This window comes from Mycobacterium nebraskense (assembly GCF_002102255.1).
Classification (GTDB): domain Bacteria; phylum Actinomycetota; class Actinomycetes; order Mycobacteriales; family Mycobacteriaceae; genus Mycobacterium; species Mycobacterium nebraskense.
The window spans coordinates 13,023-30,658 of record NZ_LQPH01000020.1; the positions used below are offsets into that span (position 1 = coordinate 13,023).

The 17,636-nt window shown below is 65.7% G+C and carries 21 protein-coding genes and 3 pseudogenes; 13 read left to right on the forward strand and 11 right to left on the reverse strand.

Annotated features, from left to right (window positions below; all coding sequences use genetic code 11):
* Positions 1-586: 586 nt before the first annotated feature.
* Positions 587-1,111, forward strand: a pseudogene (locus AWC17_RS02825) (DUF1275 family protein); the annotation flags it as partial.
* A 33-nt stretch (positions 1,112-1,144) separates the two neighbouring features.
* Here AWC17_RS02825 and AWC17_RS31815 read toward each other — a convergent pair.
* Positions 1,145-1,277 (reverse strand): annotated as a pseudogene (locus tag AWC17_RS31815) (UDP-glucose 6-dehydrogenase); the annotation flags it as partial.
* Positions 1,278-1,336: 59 nt separating this feature from the next.
* Here AWC17_RS31815 and AWC17_RS02830 point away from each other — a divergent pair.
* Together AWC17_RS02830 and AWC17_RS02835 are read left to right on the forward strand one after the other, a co-directional pair.
* Entirely contained in the window at positions 1,337-2,215 is an 879-nt protein-coding gene (locus AWC17_RS02830; RefSeq protein ID WP_141224434.1) for a hypothetical protein, read from the forward strand.
* A gap of 57 nt (positions 2,216-2,272) precedes the next feature.
* Positions 2,273-2,614 carry a TFIIB-type zinc ribbon-containing protein gene (locus tag AWC17_RS02835; RefSeq protein WP_046185228.1) on the forward strand — a complete coding sequence of 114 codons (342 nt, stop codon included), beginning with the start codon at positions 2,273-2,275 and terminating at the stop codon, positions 2,612-2,614.
* Between the two features lie 200 nt (positions 2,615-2,814).
* Here the strand turns inward: AWC17_RS02835 and AWC17_RS02840 are convergent, their stop codons facing one another.
* The 5 genes from AWC17_RS02840 to lpqS all read right to left on the reverse strand — a co-directional run bounded on the left by AWC17_RS02840 (position 2,815) and on the right by lpqS (position 5,767).
* The gene (locus AWC17_RS02840; RefSeq protein WP_046185227.1) at positions 2,815-3,099 is read right to left on the reverse strand and encodes a WXG100 family type VII secretion target; all 285 of its coding nucleotides are present in this window, start codon (positions 3,097-3,099) and stop codon (positions 2,815-2,817) included.
* Between the two features lie 11 nt (positions 3,100-3,110).
* Complete coding sequence (locus tag AWC17_RS02845; protein WP_046185226.1) at positions 3,111-3,407, reverse strand: WXG100 family type VII secretion target; 297 nt, start codon at positions 3,405-3,407, stop codon at positions 3,111-3,113.
* Positions 3,408-3,504: 97 nt separating this feature from the next.
* Positions 3,505-4,713, reverse strand: coding sequence for a PPE family protein (locus tag AWC17_RS02850; protein ID WP_085164226.1), 1,209 nt, complete (start codon positions 4,711-4,713; stop codon positions 3,505-3,507).
* A 13-nt stretch (positions 4,714-4,726) separates the two neighbouring features.
* Entirely contained in the window at positions 4,727-5,026 is a 300-nt protein-coding gene (locus tag AWC17_RS02855) for a PE family protein (RefSeq protein ID WP_046182547.1), read from the reverse strand.
* Between the two features lie 318 nt (positions 5,027-5,344).
* Positions 5,345-5,767: a putative copper homeostasis (lipo)protein LpqS gene (gene lpqS / locus AWC17_RS02860; protein ID WP_046182548.1), complete on the reverse strand. Its 423-nt coding sequence runs from the start codon at positions 5,765-5,767 to the stop codon at positions 5,345-5,347.
* Between the two features lie 444 nt (positions 5,768-6,211).
* Here lpqS and AWC17_RS31820 point away from each other — a divergent pair, with 444 nt between their 5' ends.
* Positions 6,212-6,460, forward strand: a complete 249-nt coding sequence (locus AWC17_RS31820) for a hypothetical protein (RefSeq protein WP_046182549.1) — start codon at positions 6,212-6,214, stop codon at positions 6,458-6,460.
* A 190-nt stretch (positions 6,461-6,650) separates the two neighbouring features.
* Here AWC17_RS31820 and AWC17_RS02870 read toward each other — a convergent pair whose 3' ends face one another.
* Positions 6,651-7,409: a YoaK family protein gene (locus tag AWC17_RS02870; protein WP_085164230.1), complete on the reverse strand. Its 759-nt coding sequence runs from the start codon at positions 7,407-7,409 to the stop codon at positions 6,651-6,653.
* Positions 7,410-7,988: 579 nt separating this feature from the next.
* The gene (locus tag AWC17_RS02875; protein WP_244193466.1) at positions 7,989-8,468 is read right to left on the reverse strand and encodes a hypothetical protein; all 480 of its coding nucleotides are present in this window, start codon (positions 8,466-8,468) and stop codon (positions 7,989-7,991) included.
* A gap of 239 nt (positions 8,469-8,707) precedes the next feature.
* Between AWC17_RS02875 and AWC17_RS02880 the strand changes: the two genes are divergently transcribed.
* A complete protein-coding gene (locus AWC17_RS02880) occupies positions 8,708-9,310 on the forward strand; it encodes a recombinase family protein (protein WP_197083360.1) in 603 nt (200 codons plus the stop codon).
* A complete protein-coding gene (locus AWC17_RS02885; protein WP_046182551.1) occupies positions 9,307-10,125 on the forward strand; it encodes an abortive infection family protein in 819 nt (272 codons plus the stop codon). Before AWC17_RS02880 ends, AWC17_RS02885 begins: the two co-directional genes overlap by 4 nt.
* 55 nt (positions 10,126-10,180) lie before the next feature.
* Here AWC17_RS02885 and AWC17_RS02890 read toward each other — a convergent pair.
* Positions 10,181-10,369, reverse strand: a pseudogene (locus AWC17_RS02890) (hypothetical protein); the annotation flags it as partial.
* A 283-nt stretch (positions 10,370-10,652) separates the two neighbouring features.
* Between AWC17_RS02890 and AWC17_RS02895 the strand changes: the two are divergent.
* From AWC17_RS02895 to AWC17_RS02905, 3 genes are read left to right on the forward strand one after another with little or no spacing between them, the layout of a single operon-like run.
* Positions 10,653-11,300, forward strand: a complete 648-nt coding sequence (locus tag AWC17_RS02895; protein WP_197083359.1) for an SOUL family heme-binding protein — start codon at positions 10,653-10,655, stop codon at positions 11,298-11,300.
* Positions 11,301-11,309: 9 nt separating this feature from the next.
* Positions 11,310-11,534, forward strand: a complete 225-nt coding sequence (locus AWC17_RS02900) for a DUF2905 domain-containing protein (RefSeq protein ID WP_046182554.1) — start codon at positions 11,310-11,312, stop codon at positions 11,532-11,534.
* Between the two features lie 36 nt (positions 11,535-11,570).
* On the forward strand, positions 11,571-12,407 hold the full coding sequence (locus AWC17_RS02905) for a class I SAM-dependent methyltransferase (RefSeq protein WP_046182555.1): 837 nt from the start codon (positions 11,571-11,573) through the stop codon (positions 12,405-12,407).
* Positions 12,408-12,410: 3 nt separating this feature from the next.
* On the opposite strand, the gene AWC17_RS02910 is transcribed toward AWC17_RS02905, so the two are convergent.
* Positions 12,411-13,421, reverse strand: a complete 1,011-nt coding sequence (locus AWC17_RS02910) for an NADP-dependent oxidoreductase (protein WP_046182556.1) — start codon at positions 13,419-13,421, stop codon at positions 12,411-12,413.
* 75 nt (positions 13,422-13,496) lie between these two features.
* Between AWC17_RS02910 and AWC17_RS02915 the strand changes: the two genes are divergently transcribed.
* The 3 genes from AWC17_RS02915 to AWC17_RS02925 all read left to right on the forward strand — a co-directional run bounded on the left by AWC17_RS02915 (position 13,497) and on the right by AWC17_RS02925 (position 16,085).
* Positions 13,497-14,132: a hypothetical protein gene (locus AWC17_RS02915; RefSeq protein WP_231588377.1), complete on the forward strand. Its 636-nt coding sequence runs from the start codon at positions 13,497-13,499 to the stop codon at positions 14,130-14,132.
* A 68-nt stretch (positions 14,133-14,200) separates the two neighbouring features.
* Positions 14,201-15,046, forward strand: a complete 846-nt coding sequence (locus AWC17_RS02920) for a class I SAM-dependent methyltransferase (RefSeq protein ID WP_046182557.1) — start codon at positions 14,201-14,203, stop codon at positions 15,044-15,046.
* Positions 15,047-15,221: 175 nt separating this feature from the next.
* Positions 15,222-16,085 carry a TIGR03560 family F420-dependent LLM class oxidoreductase gene (locus tag AWC17_RS02925; protein WP_046182558.1) on the forward strand — a complete coding sequence of 288 codons (864 nt, stop codon included), beginning with the start codon at positions 15,222-15,224 and terminating at the stop codon, positions 16,083-16,085.
* On the opposite strand, the gene AWC17_RS02930 is transcribed toward AWC17_RS02925, so the two are convergent.
* Complete coding sequence (locus AWC17_RS02930) at positions 16,043-16,891, reverse strand: glycoside hydrolase family 16 protein (protein ID WP_046182559.1); 849 nt, start codon at positions 16,889-16,891, stop codon at positions 16,043-16,045. The two genes, AWC17_RS02925 and AWC17_RS02930, sit on opposite strands and share 43 nt — an antisense overlap.
* Before the next feature lie 257 nt (positions 16,892-17,148).
* Here AWC17_RS02930 and AWC17_RS31825 point away from each other — a divergent pair, with 257 nt between their 5' ends.
* Complete coding sequence (locus tag AWC17_RS31825; RefSeq protein WP_141224435.1) at positions 17,149-17,355, forward strand: hypothetical protein; 207 nt, start codon at positions 17,149-17,151, stop codon at positions 17,353-17,355.
* The last annotated feature ends 281 nt before the right edge of the window (positions 17,356-17,636 follow it).

The following is a 17,636-nucleotide window of genomic DNA, read 5'->3' on the forward strand; positions in this document are numbered from 1 at the left end:
CGGCTTGATGGGGCGACGACCCGTGCCGGCCGAGGCTGCGCTTCGATCGCGAGTACCAACGGCACTTATCTCGCCGCCGCTCACGCCACCGTGTGGGGCAGACGCGGATGGTCGTGACCCATGGAGTGGTGTGAGTCGAGCGCGCGTTTTCGCCTGAGGCTCTGAGGGTTTTCACCATGCCGTGATCGCGGCTGGGGTTACGACGGATTGGTCGTCGGAGTTGGTCGGGGCTGACGAGGGCGAGGGTGGTTTCGGACAGGTACCGTTTCGTGGAGACTTGCCATGCTCGCGTGCGAACCATAACTGCCAGCGAGCCGTGTGGGTTGCCTTTCCGTGCCGCAGAGCGCATTACATAGGCCGCTGAGCCCTGCGCCCATGCGGGAGCGACCCGTAGGGCGTTTTGAAGGGTTGCCGTGTTAGCGTTTGTGCCCGCTGCCGATTACCGGACAGGAAGATGACGATGCCAGCCTCGCCGACCCCCGGTCCCCGATCGTTTCAGCGGGCGTTCTTGCTTGGATACAGTGGGCTGCTCGCCGCGGTTGCCGGGTTTATCAATTCGGTGGCCCTTTTGGTATGAGCGTTTCCGGTGGGCAACCTCACCGCCTTGACGACCCAGGCGGGTATGCATAGCACCGATCCGCTGCTGTATCAGGGCCGTATGATCGCTGCGATCGTGTTCGGGTTCCTCGTCGGCGCCGTCGCGGCGGGTGCGGTGCTACTAGAGCTGGCGCGCAGAGCTATACCGGCCCGCGCCAGGCCGGGGTTCTGCTGGCCGAGGCGTTGTTGCTGTTCGCCGCAGCTGGCGTTGAGCACCCTATCGTCAGGGCGCTGATCGCCGCGGGCGCGTGCGGGCTGCAAAACGCGATGACGTCGAACTTTCCCGGGATGGCGATCCGCACCACGCACTTCACCGGCACCATCACCGACCTCGGGCTGCTGCTGGGCCGCAGCCGCCGTCATGGGGTGGATCGGTGGAAGATTCACCGTCCTGGCCACGACGGTGGTGCTGTTCGTCGGCGGCGCCGCCGCGGGGGTGGTGATCGGCCACCGGATCGGCGATCATGCACTGATCCTTCCTGCCGTCGCCTGCCTGGGAATCGCGGTCGCCTCCAGGAACAACATCGCGACATCAAGCCCGCATGGTGGCGAAGCCCTCCGGCAGGAACTGCGGGTCCCACGCCACTTCGACGTCGACTCCGGGCGATGCGATGGCTGGTCAATCGTGGCACGAGCGTGTCGATGACGGCGTGGACATGGCGTAGGTCGGCGCCGTATTCGTGCTCGGCTCGTCCGGCGCCAAATGGGGGCTGCCTGTGTCCTCGCGTAGCGTGGTCGTATGCCATTGCGCAAGCCCGGCTTCGGCGCTCGTATGGGCGCCAAGCTGCGCGGCGAGGTGCCCGCCGACGAGGTACTTGCGCTGCTGTCGGTCGGGGGCAGCGCCTACCAGGACTATCTGTCCGCCGACCAGCTGCGGGAGGAACTCGCCGCGGCCGGAATCGATCCGTGGTTCGCCTCGCCGGCCGAGAGTAGCCAGCTGCTGGCCACCTGGAACGCCTACGCGCTGCAGTCACTGGGACAGGCGTTCGTCGAAGCCGAAAGGCCGGCAGCGGGCAGCGGTGGTTTCCTGCCCCGGGTGACCGCCGAGCAGGCGCTGCGATTCCTGCGCGAGGTACCTGGGTGGTCGGCCCGGGCGCGACGTGCCGCGACCGATCCCGGGTTCGACGTCGCCGGTGAGGTGGCGCTGCCGGCGCCGCTGCCGCAATGGGTGGTGGTCGAGCCCTGTCCCCGGTCGCACCTGCAGGCGATGCGGACGGCCGGCGCCACCATGCTCGAACGGCTCGAAGCAGCGCTGGCGGATCTCGATCGGTTACCGTCGGCCAAGCAACACCCGGACTCCGCGCGGCTGCACGGTTACGCCGCCGACGTGCGTAACCAGCTCGACTACGCCGGCGCCATGCTCGTCGGAGGTTCGTCGGGCACCGCGGTGCACGAGGGAGCAGAGCTGGCGTTGCGGGAGGCCATCACGACCGCGTTCTATCTTGGCCAGGTCGTGGCCCGCCCGCGGCTGGCCAAGGTCGCCCCTGCCCCGCCACCACCCAGTGTTGCCGCCGCACCCCGTCCGACTCCGGCACCTCGTTACCTTCCCCCGCCCTGGTCGCAGGATCACAACGGCTACGGTCACCACGGGGTTTACGGCCATCACGGGCATCATTGAATCGATGACAATCAGCGTCGCTGTTTCCATGACCGTCGACGATCGGAAGGCGAATTAATGAGTGAGACCGCGCTCACCTGCCCCAAATGCTCCGGAACGATGATCACCTACGAGCGATCCGGCATCGAGATAGACCAGTGTCAGAATTGCCGCGGCGTCTTTCTCGATCGCGGCGAGCTCGAACGGCTGATGGAAGCCGAGCAGCGGTACTACCAGCAACCCGCACCGCCACAAGCTCCCGCCTATCCCCAGCAGGGTTACCCGCCGCAAGGCTACCCGCCACAGCAGGGCTACTCGCCGGCCGGCTACTCGGAGCACCACGGCTACGACGACCACGACGACGCCTACGGGCACCACGGGTACCGCCGTCGTGGCTTCATGCACGGCCTGTTCGACTGACCATCCCCAGCTTTCCGTAAGCCTCTTTTCGGGCCACAATCGCGGTTGGCCGTCGACCGTCGCCTCGCCCCGGGTGAATGCGCACGACCATCGGCGGCACCGAACCGCGGACGCGGCCAGCAGACCATCGCACAGAACTCGGCTACAAGGCGGCGGCGCGGATGACAGGTACGTGCTGTTGACGTGTCTGGGGTTGTTGTTTAGGCCCAGCTGGAGCCGACGGCGCTGTCGGTGCTGGCCATGTTGTTGCCGGCGGTTTGCACCTTTTGTCCGTGGGCGTTGGCTTGTTCGTAGATGACCTGGAAGTTACGGCCCAGTTGGGTGATGAACTCTTGGCAGGCTGTGGACCCGGCGCCGCCCCAAAAGTCGCCGGCGGCAAGCACATCGCGGATGATGGCTTGGTGTTCGGCCTCCAACGAGGCAGCCTGGGCGCGGATGGTCGCGCCATGCGCGGCGACGTCGCCGAACTGGTAGTTGATGGTCATCGTCGGTTCTCCTAACTGCTCAGAATCTGCTGGGAGGCTTGCTCTTGGGCCTCGTAATTGTTGGCGTCGCGGATCAGGCCGTCGCGCACCCCGCGCAGCATGGTCACGATGTTGCCGAAGGCGGTGTTCATCTGGCCCATGGTGTCGTAGGAGGTGGCCTGGGCGGTTCCGCTCCAACCGGCTCCGGCGATGTTTTGGCTGGACGCCCACATCTTGCGGGCCTCGTCTTCGACGGTTTGGGCGTGCACCTCAAAGCGGCCTGCCATAGCTCGCATCTGGTGCGGGTCGGTCATAAAACGTGTGGTCATCTCGGTATCTCCCTACCCCGAAATCGTTGATGCGATGGTTGCGATGATGACCGGCGTAACCGCCGATCTGAAACACATAGATCCGTCCTCCTTGCTGTTATCCGACGCTCGGCGAGCGTGGCACCACCGTGAGGCGGGGCATGAAGCGCAGGTCCGCACTGCCGGCAGTGCCTTGGTTGGGCCCGGCCATACCCGCCAGCGGCGCGCCGAGCAGGCTTGCCGGCCCTACCGTGGCGGCTGGGGTGGCGCCCACACTGGTGCTGGGCAGCGCCCCCGCGGCGGTCGGGGCGATCGTGGGGGCCGCGGCGGCCCAGCTCGGCGGCACCGACAACGCCCCGATTGATGCCGCCCGGCCCATATCCGCGGACACCGCCGCTCCGCCGAATCCTGGTGAGCCCGCCGATCCCAGCGCGCCCGAACCGAGCGCTCCTGTCAGCCCCGAGGCGAGCCCGCCCGTCAGACCCGATCCCGACGCCGCAGTGCTGGCCGCGCTGGCGGGCGGCATCAAAGATTTGATCTGGTTCGCGTTCGACAGCAGCGCACTCGATATCCACCCGACCGAACTGGTCATCGACATGCCGGTACTCAGCGGGCTCAGGGACGAGCTCAACGAGGACAGCGACGACGTCGTGGAGGATGTGGGCGACAGGGGCGACGCGAGTTGCTGCAGCGCGGTGGGCACCGTGGAGGTCACCTGTGACAGTACCGCCTGGGTGTTGGTGCTGGCGGCGGTGCCGGTGGCTTGCGCGACCGCGGCGCCCTGACCGGCCAGGCCGGCCGGGTTGGTGGTGGGCTGCGGCGGGGTGAACGGGGTCAATGCCGACGCCGCCGCCGAGGAGCCGGCATACATGTACATCGCGGTCGCGTCCTGGGCCCACATCTGGCCGTACTGTGCTTCGGTGGCCGCGATCGCCGGGGTGTTTTGCCCGAGAATGTTGGTGGCGATCAGCGACATCAACAAAGCCCGGTTGGCCGCGATCACCGGGGGCGGCACCGTCATCGCAAACGCCGCTTCGTAGGCGGCCGCCGCCGCCCTGGCCTGCGCCGCCGTCTGCTCAGCCTGGGCGGCGGTGGTGTTCATCCACGCCACATAGGGGGCGGCCGCGGCCGCCATCGACGCCGACGCCGGACCCAGCCACGGCCCGCCGGTTAGTCCCGCGATCACCGAGCTGTAGGACGTTGCCGTGGAAGCCAAGTCGGCGGCCAACCCGTCCCAGCCCGCCGCGGCGGCCAGCAGCGGCCCCGCCCCGGGACCGGCATACATTCTGGCCGAGTTGATCTCCGGCGGTAATGCACCGAAGTCCATTGCTGCATGCTCCTTAGCTGGCTATGCTCGCGTTGGCGGCCTCAGTTGCCGCATACGAGCCGGCACTGGCCCCCATCGCGGCCACGAACTGGTCATGAACCGCCGCGGCTTGGGCGCTCACCGTCTGATACAGGCTCGCGTGCGCGGCGAACTGTGTTGCGGTCAGCGCCGATACCTCGTCGGCAGCGGCGGGAACCACTCCCGTGGTCGCGGCGGCTGCTGCGGCATTTGCGGCGCTCATTGCCGAACCGATTTCTGTCAAGTTGCCGGCCGCCATCGCCAGCATTTGCGGCTGTGTGGTCACGAATGACACGGGTCTTCCTTTCCGAGATGTGTGAAGGCCTATGAATGAGTTCGTTTGGGGCGCTTCCTGAGTCGGTTGACTCGTCGGAAGCGAACGGTGCTTGGTTCCACAGCACGGGTTGTCGCCGGCTATGGTGTTCGACCGGCGCTATCTACCCGGGGCCGCACGCTATGGGATGTGGCGCGTGCGGGTGTCGACGGGAGCACAGGCTCGGTCAACATGGGATCGTCGCTTCTGCATCGGAGCCGCGACGGAGGGCGCGGCGGTCAACGTGGTGGCGCGGTCACCGGCCGTCGTGGCGTAGCGCAACGGCCTGATGCTGACCGATCAGCGACGAGCGAGACAGAACCGCGTCAAGAGATCTTGACCGGTGAGGAAAGTGGCGGGTCCGCGTGGTGGATCCCGCCCGGCCGGTGCTGCGCGTGGCGCCAGCCAACCCGCGGCGGCGACCACTGCCGCAACCACGCCCAACGCAGCGATGGCGGTAGCCGGCGACTGTGGTAGCACCGCGTCCGCGAACCCCGTGCGGCAGGCCTTCGACGGGCCGTTGTCAACGTATGGCTGATCGACGCCGACCGTCAGTTCACTGCCCAGCGAGGTCAGTAAGGGTTGCGGTGAATGCGGCCCGGGGGATACGGACCGCAGCAGCCCGCAGACGGCGACGACGCCGAGCAGCATAGCCAGCGCCAGGGCGATGGCCGCCATGACGATGACAACCTGTGACCGTGGCGGTCGGCACGCTTCACTCATCCACCCGACGCCTCGATGGCTGCAGCGTTAGGGGTATAGGAGATACCGACGACGGCTGGCCGGTATGTGCCGAACACGATAATCCGCCGCTCATAGCACGCGCCGCCAAGACTCGAGGCATCATGTGTCGGACCTCCGTCCATACCTCCACGTACCCAATACCCCCACAGGGTACACGATGTTAGGTACTCGTGCGACGAGCCTCACACGGGTTGACCATGGACCTGCTCCAGTCCCGCGCGTCCTCGATTAGCAGCGGGCGGATCGCGTCGAGGTCACGACGGTGCTCGCTGCCGAGACCCCCCGAATATGGGTTTGACGATTGCCTCGACAGGTCGCCATCCGCGGCGGTAACTCGGGCGGGCCCGCTTTTGGCGTCTGGTCCATGGCTAACCCCTTCACCGACTGACCGTGCTCAGTGTCGGCCTTGATTTGAGTGTCCAGATGATGGGCCCGGTCGAGTCGGTGCACGGCCCGGGCCGCGATGATGCTGACCAGAACGAGTCCTGCCCAAACGAGTTCGCCGACGCCGAGTTGTCGTGCTGCCCGCATGAGCCCAATTCGGTGTGCTGGTGTGCTGGCCGCGTCCGCGGTTCGGTGCCGCCGATGGTCGGTGCGTATTCACCCGCGGCGGGGGCGACGGTCGACGGCCAGCCGCGATTGTGGCCCGAAAAGAGGCTTACGGAAAGTTGAGGATGGTCAGTCGAACAGACCGTGCATGAAGCCGCGACGGCGGTGCCCGTAGGCGTCGTCGTGGTCGTCATAGCCGTGCTGCTCGGAGTAGCCGGCCGGCGCTCGCAATCCGCATCAAGCCAATGCTCACCGCCCAGCGCGGTGCTCATCCTCCGTGCAACTCTCTCAGCGGCAGCTGATCAATACTCGATTACGGTGAGCCGCTCCATGTGGTGGCGGCTTCCGGCCGACCGGAGGGGCCGTACGCAGGCTCGGGTGTGGGCGCCGCGCGCCCCGCGAGCGCGCGACCCCTGCGGTCATGCAGCACACTGGCGAGCGCAACAGCTACGCACGCGACGGCAGCTGGGATCAACGCATGGTCGCCGATCCGGCCGCCGAATATCACCCCAATGGCGGCACCGCCGACGAACAACACCACAGTCGTCGTCAAAACGGCGGCCTTCCACTTGTCCACCCCATGGCGGTAGCCGCGGGCCACAAGCAGCCCGAGATCGGTGATAGTTCCAGTGAAATGCGTGGTGCGGATCGCTATCCCCGGAAAACTAGAAGTCATGCCGTTCTGCAACCCGCACGCGGCAGCGGCGAGCGGCGCCCTGACCAAAGGATGTTCGATGCCGGCGGCGGCCAGCAACAGCGCTGCCTCGGCGAGCAGCACCGCGGCATGGCGCGGGCCAGTGTGACTTCGCGCCGAAGCCAGCACCGCACCGGCACCCATGACACCGATAAAGAATCCGACCACGATCGCTGCGATCATGCGGCCCGAATACAACAGCGGATTAGTGGTATGCATGCCAACCTTTGTGGTCAAGGCGGTGAGGTTGCCCACCGGGAACACCCACACCAGCAAGGCCACCGAGTTGACATAACCAGCGACCGCGGCGAGTACCCCGCTGTAGCCGAGCACAAGCGCTCGCGGATCCCCAGTTTGTGGATTGGTTGTCTGCGGCATGGGTCCCTTCCATCCGGTGATCATTGCGGGCGCGAGACCGACCGGTTTTTTCGCAGAACTTTCCGCTAACTCAACACCGTGTCACCCAAAGTTCCGCGAGTAATCGGTCGAGCCGCAGCACTATGCGAATACACCACCCCGGCAAGACCGCTGCACGCAAGTTGGTCAAGCCCCTTGGCCTGTCCGACAGTGACACGACAACCTGGTGTGCGCAACCGCGGACATCATGTTCAGGCGGCCATAGTCAGCCTACCGAGGCCACTAATTGTCTACACCGCCGCGGGTGTAAGCCCGTCGTGCGCGGGGTGAAACGCGGGCAGAACGTGCCGATCTGGGTCTCGTCGTGGTGGCCAGCGCCGCCGAGTCCACGGGTTGGGTGACATATGTGCCGTTAAGACTGCCGACATCGATGATCACCGGGGAATCTACTCGCTCTTACCAATCGGCGGACGATGCAGCAGCTCCGCCGGCGTATAGGGGTATTATCAGGCTGGCCCGTGGCAGTAGCGTCGGGAAGTGAGCCCGAGACCCGGCCGGACGACCGTGGCGCTCGGGCTTCGCGTTATCCGGGGCAGCGGTTCACACGCGTCGGAGAAGGCGAACGGTCGGCCTTATGCGGGCATGCCACGGATTGCCTTTGCCCCAGCACCAAGCGATGGCGTCAGGAACGCCCAGCAGCCGTTCAGAATCAGCGCGGCGGTGATCGTAGCGGAGTGTGTCTGCACAGCCTGCCGCACGAACGGCCTGGTAGCGAATTTTGCGGTCTGATTCGACGAGGGTGAGGTCCTCCTCGATGACCATCATGGTCTCAATGCCGCCGGCGTGGTCCAAGACGGCCGCTCGCAAGCAGGCCTCGCGGGCTTCTACCTGGGTTCGGTAACGCTGACCCGCGTCATAGACGATGGCTTGAACTCCGACCCGAACGAACTTCGCGGCGATCGTGCGCTTCCGCCCAGCCTTTTCGGCTTTCATGTGGAGACGCTGTTGGCCCGGTAGCAGTAGCTCGTCCACATCTTTCCGGATGGCGCCCAGATCGCCCGCAACCACGACAGCGGCCACCACCAGATAGTCCGCGTGCTTGGTTTCATCGATGAAATGGCCAAGGCCAGGGTGTCTCCGGAGACACCGGAGGCGCCGCCATGCCGGGCAGGATGTCTCGATAGCCGAACCTCAAACGACACACCGACACCAAGAGACTTCGGGCAGACCTGACCTGAGTTCCGACTGTCGCACAAGACTGGTTCGGTGATCCATCCCGGTGAAGGGGGGCTAACCGGCATACTGTTTGCGTGGCTGAATTGAAGATCGGCTACGCGCGGGTGTCGACGGTCGATCAAGATCTCACCGCGCAGCGGGAGGCGCTGGCGGCACTCGGCGTGGACCCGAAGCGGATCTATGTCGACCACGGGCTGACTGGCACGAACCGAGACCGGCCTGGATTGCGCCAAGCGCTCGCCGCCTGCCGCAGCGGCGACACGCTCGTCGTGACAAAGCTCGACCGCCTCGCTCGGTCTGTTCCGGACGCTCGCGACATCGTTGACGAACTCACCGCCAGCGGCGTGCGTCTTAACATCGGCGGCTCGGTGCATGACCCGTCGGACCCGGTGGGCCGGTTGCTGTTCACTACTCTCAGCATGATCGCGGAGTTTGAGGCCGACCTTGCCCGGGCCCGGACTCGGGAGGGCATGGCCGTTGCCCGGGCGAAGGGCCGGCTGCGTGGCAAGCAGCCCAAGCTCAGTCCGCGGCAGGAGGCGCACCTCGTCGAGCTCTACCGCGCCGGAACCCACACCATCGGCGAGCTGGAGGAGCTGTTCCCGGTCACCCGCTCAACGATCTACCGGGCCGTAGCGCGCGCGGGCGGGCGAACGACGGAGACGTCAATACGGAGCACAACGCGATGACCGATCTCGTAAGGCGCACGACGCGCGGCGTCTTCCGCGATTTGATGACCGACAGCACGGTCGGCGCGATCAGCACCGCGTTTCAAGATGAAGGCTTCGCGCCCGATCCTGACTGCCGCTACGAAGACAGCAGCGTGCGTCGCCGGACCGCTCAGTCGTACCTGGATGGGGTTGACTGGACGGATCCGCGACAGGCCGCCCGATTTCTGCGGGTCGCCGAACGGTTGCTCAATGGCTGGGAACCTGTGGGCCTCAGCCAGTTTCACCAATCGCTACGCCGCGACGGCTATCAGGTCGATGACCAGACCGGCCAGATCACTCCAGCCGGGCCGCAGCTGTCGATCGAATCGATTGCGAGATTCGCCGACCCGTCAGCCATTCGTGAGGGCTTCGACCGCATCAGGCGCGCGATCAGCGACGATACCGCGCTCGCGGTCGGCAGCGCCAAGGAACTGATCGAAAGCACCGCCAAGGTTGTCCTCTGCGAACGGGGCCAGGTGTTCGACGACAAGGCCGACCTGCCCAAACTGGCTCGCGCAGCTCAGCTTTCGCTCGGGCTGGACCCTTCGACCGGGTCCGGACCGGACGGCAGCGACGGCGTCAAGCGCATCCTGGGCGCGGTCACAACCATCGCCAACGGTCTTGCCGACCTGCGCAACCGCGGGCTGGGCACCGGACACGGGCCGGCAACCGCACGCGTCGGTCTCGGCGTCCGGCACGCGCACCTCGCGGTCAACGCGGCGCTCACCTGGTGCCAGCTGATGCTCGACACCCTCGCCGACCCCGATGCGCCCTGGCGCAAAGGTCACTCGTAGCCGCGACCAAACGAATATCACGAAAACAACCAGATTCGTTCAGTTACTAAGCCGACCCCCATAGCACCAGCTGGAAGACCATCGACCCCAAGAGCCAGCCGAATGTCATCCCGATGTAGAGGGCCCAGATCAGACGGAAGGCGCTCCACAGCGCAACTGCGCCGGCGCTGATTCCGATGTAGAGGCTGCGCTGCCGGTCGACCCGATTGATCTGCTCTTCGATGCTGGCCGGGACGATCTTCATTTCTGACTTCCTTTCCGTGGGGCGCCGCCGGGTTGGCGTCGTCGTTGCGCCAAGTACAAACCGTGGCGATGGCTACCGATCCCAACGTTGTCCGAACGACGGAGGCAGGCATTACCCCTATGTCTCACGTAAAAGACAAGGGTCGGGTGACACCGCGGTTGGGGCATGACCTCTCTTGCGGCACAAGGGCGCAGGTGGGTCAATACAGATAAGGCGCGCTTCTCGCACCGCTCGCGGGTATCCGCGTGGTGTGCGTTCGCGACGCTGGAAGGAGATGGTCCTGATGATCAATCCGATCAAGCTCGCCGAGCAGGTCGCCGAGTCGGTCCTGGCGGTGGGCGGCATCCGGGTCGGTGCAGAGGAGCCGAAATACACGCGCCAGCCACTCACCGACACCGTCGAGATACGCCGCTACGGTCCGCGGATTGCCGCCGAGACGACCGTTGAGGCCGACGAAAACCGCGCTCGCGACGTCGGGTTCCGACGATTGGCGGGGTACATATTCGGGGGCAATCGGCGTGGTCAATCGATCTCGATGACGGCACCGGTCAGCCAGCAGTCGAGCCGGGGTGGCCAGCAGATCGCGATGACCGCACCCGTCGTCCAGTCCGCCGGCACCGAGGGTGGCTGGGCAATCCGGTTTTTCATGCCCGCCAAGTGGACGATGGAGACCCTTCCCGCGCCCAACGATGATCAGGTCCGCCTCGTTACCGTGCCGGCCACGACCGTAGCGGTGCTGCGATTCAGCGGTGACCGCAGCCCGAAGGCGGTCGCCTCTCGCACGAGAGAACTCCTGAAGGCATTGCAGGCCAGCGGGATTCAACCAACCGGAGATGCCGAGGCCTGGTTCTACGACCCGCCCTGGACATTGCCGATGCGGCGCCGCAACGAGATCGCAATCCCAATCGACCCGGCGTCCGCACCTAACTAGCCGGCGACCATGGAACGGCGCATAGGCCTCTTCATCGTGATGGCGGGAATTCTCGTTGTCGTGCTTGGCATCCTGGTATGGATCGGGGGACTGTCCTGGTTCGGTCGTCTCCCAGGTGATATCCGGATCGAGCGCGGGAACGTGCGCGTCTACATTCCGCTGGTATCGATGCTTTTGGTGTCGGTCGCTGCGACGCTGGTGCTCTCGATTGTGCGTTACCTGTTGCGGCGCTGACAGGGCGACGCGATCTTGCCGGTACGGTTTGGCGTAATGAACCACACGCCCGACCAGAAAGTGGACGCTCGGCTGCTGACCGGTGTGTCGGAAACGGCACTTTTGACTCTCTACGGACGGGCATACCAGGCCGCGCACCCGGACCCGATCATCGACGATCCGTTGGCCATCAAGCTGGTGGACTCCATCGACTTCGACTTCGAGAAATTCGGGCGCAGGGGGCAGGAGATGGCGTTGCGCTCACTGGCCGTCGACCAATGCGCGATCGACTACCTCACCGCGCACCCGAAGGCGACCGTCGTCGCCCTTGCGGAAGGCTTCCAGACGTCCTTCTGGCGCTTGGACCGAGCACTGCCCGACCCGCAATTCACTTGGGTCTCGGTGGATTTGCCTCCGGTCGTCGAACTTCGACAGCGCGTGCTGCCGCATTCGGCACGAATCACTTATCTTGCACAATCCGCCCTCGACTACTCCTGGATCGACAAAGTCGACGCCGGCAACGGCGTGTTCGTCACCGCCGAAGGCCTGTTGATGTACCTGCAACCCGATGAGGCGCTCGGCCTGATCGCCCAGTGTGCCAAAACCTTTCCCGGCGGCCAGATGTTCTTCGACCTTCCGCCGACCGTCGTCAAGAAGGTCGCACGAAGGGGGCTGCGTTCCTCCAAGCGCTACCGAGTGCCGCCGATGCCGTTCAGCCTCTCGGTGCGTCAACTGGCGAAGTTGGCGCACACCATGCCCGGGATCCGTGCGGTGCACGATGTGCAGATGCCCGAAGGACGGGGCGTGTTCTTCGGGACGCTGTACCCCGCACTCTGGCGGTTCCCACCTACGAAGCCCTACCGCGGGGTCTACGCCCTACTCGAATTCGGCTGACGATCAGCCGACCTTGACCACCAGCTTGCCGACGTTCTTGCCGTCGAACAGCATGTTGATCGCCGTCGGCAACTGCTCAAACCCCTCGACGACGGTCTCGAGCGCCGTGAGCTTTCCCGCCTCGATCAGGCCGGCGATCTCGCCGATCGCTTCCGGCGCGCGCCCGAAGTGGTCGAGGACGATGAAGCCCCGCAAGGTGGCGCGCTGGATGAGCAGGTTGCCGAACGCACGCGGACCCGGCGGGGGATCTTCGGCGTTGTAGCCCGAGATCAGGCCGCAGAGCGCGACGCGGGCGCCGACGTTGAGGCGCGCGAAGATCGCGTCCATCAGGTCACCGCCGACGTTCTCGAAGTCGACATCGACGCCGTTGGGTGTCGCCGCGGCCAGCTGGGCAGCCCAATCGTCGGCACGGTGGTCGACGGCCGCGTCGAAGCCCAGCTGGCCGGTGAGCAGCGCACACTTCTCCGGCCCGCCGGCGATTCCGACGACACGCGCACCGGCGGCCTTGGCGAGTTGGCCGGCGACCGAGCCGACCGCGCCCGCCGCCGCGGAAACGACGACCGTCTCACCAGGCTGCGGCTTGCCGATATCGCGCATCCCGATCCACGCGGTGAGCCCGGTCATCCCGAGCGCGCCCAGGTAGGCGCTCGGCGAGATGCCCTGTGCGACGTCTACCGGGTTCACCATCGCCGTGTCCGAGACGACCGCGTACTCCTGCCAGCCGAGAAGACCTTGCACCTTCTGGCCGACCGCGTATGTGGAACTCTTCGACGCGACGACCTCACCGAGCGCACCCGCGCGCATGACCTCGCCAATCCCGACCGGAGGCAGGTATGACGGGGTGTCGTTGATCCACATGCGGTTCGTGGGATCGAGCGAAATCCAGTCGACACGCACGAGCGCCTCGCCGTCAGCGAGATCGGGGATCGCCTCTTCGCTCAATTCGAAAGTGCCCGGGCCGATGCGTCCGGTAGGTCGTTCGCGAAGCAGGAAACGACGGTTTCGTCCGGTCACTAGCGCACCGTACCCTCAGCACACGTGCGCGTTCTACCCTGCACCAAGGGGGCCGCTCGAGTGGAGGTGAGCTCGATGAGGGTGATGTCGCGAGTTGCCCTGGTATCAATCGCAGTGGTGGTCTCCGCGGTGTCCGCGCAGCCCGGATCCGCGATCGCCGATCCGCCACCCACGCAGGTGATCACCACGGTGGCCGTCGGGCCCAACGGCCAACCGATCAACGGTTACAAGGAAACGCCCCCAGAGGGCAACGTCTTTGCCGTCAACGACTGCAGCACGCCATCACCGTCGGCGGTGGCCGACAACGTCTACTCCTGCTCCCCGAGCGCTGCCGGTGCGGGCACCTGCTGGCCGTCGACGCCCGGATCGCTGTTGTGCGTGGACAATCCGTGGACCAAGAGCCTGCATCGGGTGACCTATGACGGCCCGCTCCCGCCCGTGCACCCCGCAGCGATGCCGGACCCGTTCGCGCTGACCCTCGACGACGGCACGCACTGCCTGTTCCGCAACGGCGGCGCCTGGGGTGGGCGCTCCGATGGGTACGTCGGCGTTTACGGGTGCGGCGAACACCCCGGGAACCTCGCGGTGCTGTGGCAGCCCAGCCAGGGCGCCGGGACGAGCATCGACCGTTCGTCGGCGACGTGGACGGTCAAAGTCGGTCAACTCGGCGCACCCGGGCCACCCTGCCACCACCGCAGACCCGCGCGGTGACGGAAGCGTGGCTCGCCGGGGGTAAGGCCGGTCAGTAGGGCGGCAACGGGGCTGCTATAACGCAACGTATGTCAAGCCCTGGCCACTCGATCACCCATGTTTCCGATACGGCCCGGTGGACGGCGTTGCACCGCGCAACCGAATCGGCCCGCCCCGATGCACTGTTCCGCGATCCACTCGCGGAGCGTCTCGCCGGCGAGCACGGCCGCGCCATAGTCGCCCGTGTCCCGCGGTCGACCCGCAACGGCTGGTGGCTCGTCGCGCGCACCAAGATCATCGACGACGCCATTGCCGAAGCGATCGCCGATGGCTGCGACCGGGTGCTGAACCTGGCCGCCGGTCTGGACACGCGCCCGTATCGGCTGGACCTTCCGGCCGATTTCACGTGGATGGAGGCGGATCTGCCGCAATTGCTCGCGGAGAAGACGCAGCTGCTCGCCGACGAGGCGCCGCGGTGCCGCCTGACCCGCGTTGCCGTCGACCTGGCCGACCCCGCGGCCCGCGACGCCTTCCTCGACGAGGCCCTGCGCGGCGCCACCAAGGCGCTGGTGCTGACCGAAGGGCTGCTGATGTACCTGGAGGACAGCGACGTCGCCGCTCTTTCGGCGGCGATCAAGCGACCCGAGGTCGGCTGGTGGATGCTCGACTTCGCCGGGCCCGGACTGAAGAATATGCTGAACAAGAAAATGGCCGGCATATTGCAGAACGCGCCGTTCAAGTTCGCACCCGAGAACGGGTTGGCGTATTTCGAAGACCTGGGCTGGCAGACCGTCGAAGTGGAGGCCCTATATATGGCCGCCCACCGGCTTCGTCGCCTGCCGATGTGGATGCGCCCGCTTGCCTGGCTGCCCCAGCCGGATCCGCGTCGCCCTGGGGGGAGGACCTGGAGCGCGGTGGCCCTTCTTACCCATTGAGCCGCCATGTATTACCCAGTTAGCAACCAGCACAACTGATTACGTCTTGCCACTCGCATCCGTCCTCGTGCGCTCATCGTTAATGCGGCGGGTCCGGCGTCTTACGCTGGCACGACAATTTGGGGTTCTTTCCATTTGTGCTGCGGAATTGCGGCGCCGACCGTAATATCGCCGCATGCGCATTACGGTCAAATTCGACCTGGGTTTCAAATATTCCGAACTCGAGCGGTTGTGGCGCCTCGCGGATCGCCTTGGTTTCGAAGCGGTGTGGGATTACGACCATTTTTACGGGCCGTCAGAACACACGGACCCGACATATGAGGGCTGGACCACGCTGGCCGCCATGGCCGTGGTGACTCAACAGGCGCGCATCGGCTGCCTGGTACCCAGTGTGACGTACCGGAACCCGGCGATTCTCGCCAAAATGGCGGTCACCGTCGACCACATTTCCGGCGGGCGGCTCAATTTCGGGATCGGTGCCGGCTGGCACGAGGCCGAGCATCGCGGTTATGGGATCGAGTTTCCGAGCCCCGGCACCCGCGTCGCGATGGTTGATGAGGCGCTGACCGTGATCCGCCGGCTCTGGACCGAAGATTCGGTCACCTTCAAGGGGAGGTTCTTCACCCTCCAAGACGCGCTTTGCGAACCGAAGCCCCTGCAGCGCCCCCACCCGCCGATCGTGATCGGCGGCACGGAGCCGAAGATGTTGAGCGTCGTCGCGCGCCACGCCGACATGTGGAACATGCCAGGACAGGAGGGGCCCGAGAAATGGGGCGCGGTCAACGGCCGGCTCTCCGAAGCGTGTGCTGTCGTGGGGCGCGACCCCACCGAGATCGAGCGTTCCGCGCAGGTGCCACTCCATCCGGAGGAACCCGGCCAGGTGGATGAGCAACTTGCGTTGTTACCCGAATTCGAGCAACTCGGCTGCGAGCACGTGGTGCTGGCGTTCCGCGAGGCGCCGACGGCGGCACTCCTCGAACGCTGCCAGGCGCTCGACTACCAGACCCGTATCCAGTCGACCAACATATTGGCGGGATAGCTTCCTGCCCCGGGGTCGCCGCCACCGGAACCCGCCACCGCCAGATTGAACACCGGATAGACCGTGTAGCCCGGTCCGTTGAACGGCCAATCCGGCAGCGAGCTCGCCGGCACGTCGAAGTACGGCTGCGCGCCGTCGGCATAGTCCTTCCAGAACCGGATGCCGGCCTCGTCCCACTGGGTGCGCCAGGTATGCCAGCCGCTGTCCACCGCGATGTTGTGGGTCTTCCATTCGCCGCCGTTGGCTTTCGCGTGGACGGTGGTCGCCGACGGCCAGTTGCCGTTGCCGTACCACTCCATGACGTCGATCTCGCCTTGATCGTCATTGCCCAGCCAATAGGCCGGCCAGGCGCCCGCGGTCAGGCAGTCGAGCTTGATACGGGCTTCCCAAGTATGGCCGATGCCACCCCGCCAGAGGCTTTGGATCTTGCCGCTGTAGTAGGTGGGTCCGTCCTTGGCGGCGCGGAGCACAAGGTTGGAGTTGCCGTCGAGGAAGACGTTGCGTCGATCGTCGCGGTACTGCCCGATGTGGTCGGGCTGCTCCCAATACGTCGGATCCTTGATCGTCTCGCGGGCCTTCGCCACCGTCCACTTCGACGAATCGGGCGCAGCGCCGGCGGGGCCGTCGAATTCGTCGTGAAAAATGAAGGTGCCAGTTTGGCCGCTGGGCGCGGCAGGTGCGGGTGTGCGATCCGCTGGCAGATCCCGTCCCGAGGGGTGGGCCCGGGCTTCCGGCGCAGGCAGCGCGGCTGCAAGCACGCCGATTCCGGTCGTCAATATCATGCGGCGTCGGTCCATTTTGGGCATACGCAAGCGACGATAGCAGCCACCGCTGTACTGACCGAAACTCCGAAATCTGTCAGTGCCCCCCGCTAACGTTTCGAATCGCCGACGGGCCAGCACGGACGGCGGCGCCCTTGCGGCTGAAGGATTGGTCAAAATTCATGGCTAATTCTCAACTTCGTGGGTGGTTTGGTCTCAGGATCGGCCGGGCATTCTGAGATCACAAGCCGATAACCAACAGTCGTAACTTTTGCGGGTTGCAGTGGGAGGAGTTAACGATCGTGGCTAATACGACGGGAGCGACGGTCATATTCCTTCGGTCCCATCCCGTGTGGACTGCGGCTCAGCGTCACGAACGCGAACGCAGGGAGGCGATGCGCCGTCATCCCGCTTTCCGCGCCCGCCAGCGTGCCGCGGTGTCGGGCGGCGAGGTCATCCCGCTGATCCGCGACTTCAAGCTGTATACGAGCACCAACACACCGGCCTGAATATTTCCGTGCGTAAATTGCGCAAAACCACCGCCGGTTCTCGGTCCTTGAACGAGTTAATGAGGTCGTGAAAACGATCCGATAACTCCGAATCTGTTCGAAGGCGCGCTCGGCGGCTCCCGCATCCCGGCGCTGCAGTCCGCTCGGACCCCTACGACACGGTGGTGGCGAAGAAGTGCGACTACGGCCGCCGGCGATGGCCGCGAGGTTGTCCCGGTCTTCGTGGAATTTGAGGTGGCGGTCCCTCACCTGAGGCCTGCCTGATGGTAGGTCTTCGGGTG

Excerpts from the sequence above, each read along its gene's own strand:
- AWC17_RS02830 (WP_141224434.1), top strand. The coding sequence starts at position 1,337 with ATGCCATTGCGCAAGCCCGGCTTCGGCGCTCGTATGGGCGCCAAGCTG.
- AWC17_RS02835 (WP_046185228.1), top strand. The coding sequence starts at position 2,273 with ATGAGTGAGACCGCGCTCACCTGCCCCAAATGCTCCGGAACGATGATC.
- AWC17_RS02840 (WP_046185227.1), bottom strand. The coding sequence starts at position 3,099 with ATGACCATCAACTACCAGTTCGGCGACGTCGCCGCGCATGGCGCGACC.
- AWC17_RS02845 (WP_046185226.1), bottom strand. The coding sequence starts at position 3,407 with ATGACCACACGTTTTATGACCGACCCGCACCAGATGCGAGCTATGGCA.
- AWC17_RS02850 (WP_085164226.1), bottom strand. The coding sequence starts at position 4,713 with ATGGACTTCGGTGCATTACCGCCGGAGATCAACTCGGCCAGAATGTAT.
- lpqS (WP_046182548.1), bottom strand. The coding sequence starts at position 5,767 with ATGAGTGAAGCGTGCCGACCGCCACGGTCACAGGTTGTCATCGTCATG.
- AWC17_RS31820 (WP_046182549.1), top strand. The coding sequence starts at position 6,212 with ATGATGGGCCCGGTCGAGTCGGTGCACGGCCCGGGCCGCGATGATGCT.
- AWC17_RS02870 (WP_085164230.1), bottom strand. The coding sequence starts at position 7,409 with ATGCCGCAGACAACCAATCCACAAACTGGGGATCCGCGAGCGCTTGTG.
- AWC17_RS02885 (WP_046182551.1), top strand. The coding sequence starts at position 9,307 with ATGACCGATCTCGTAAGGCGCACGACGCGCGGCGTCTTCCGCGATTTG.
- AWC17_RS02895 (WP_197083359.1), top strand. The coding sequence starts at position 10,653 with ATGATCAATCCGATCAAGCTCGCCGAGCAGGTCGCCGAGTCGGTCCTG.
- AWC17_RS02900 (WP_046182554.1), top strand. The coding sequence starts at position 11,310 with ATGGAACGGCGCATAGGCCTCTTCATCGTGATGGCGGGAATTCTCGTT.
- AWC17_RS02905 (WP_046182555.1), top strand. The coding sequence starts at position 11,571 with ATGAACCACACGCCCGACCAGAAAGTGGACGCTCGGCTGCTGACCGGT.
- AWC17_RS02915 (WP_231588377.1), top strand. The coding sequence starts at position 13,497 with ATGAGGGTGATGTCGCGAGTTGCCCTGGTATCAATCGCAGTGGTGGTC.
- AWC17_RS02920 (WP_046182557.1), top strand. The coding sequence starts at position 14,201 with ATGTCAAGCCCTGGCCACTCGATCACCCATGTTTCCGATACGGCCCGG.
- AWC17_RS02925 (WP_046182558.1), top strand. The coding sequence starts at position 15,222 with ATGCGCATTACGGTCAAATTCGACCTGGGTTTCAAATATTCCGAACTC.
- AWC17_RS02930 (WP_046182559.1), bottom strand. The coding sequence starts at position 16,891 with ATGCCCAAAATGGACCGACGCCGCATGATATTGACGACCGGAATCGGC.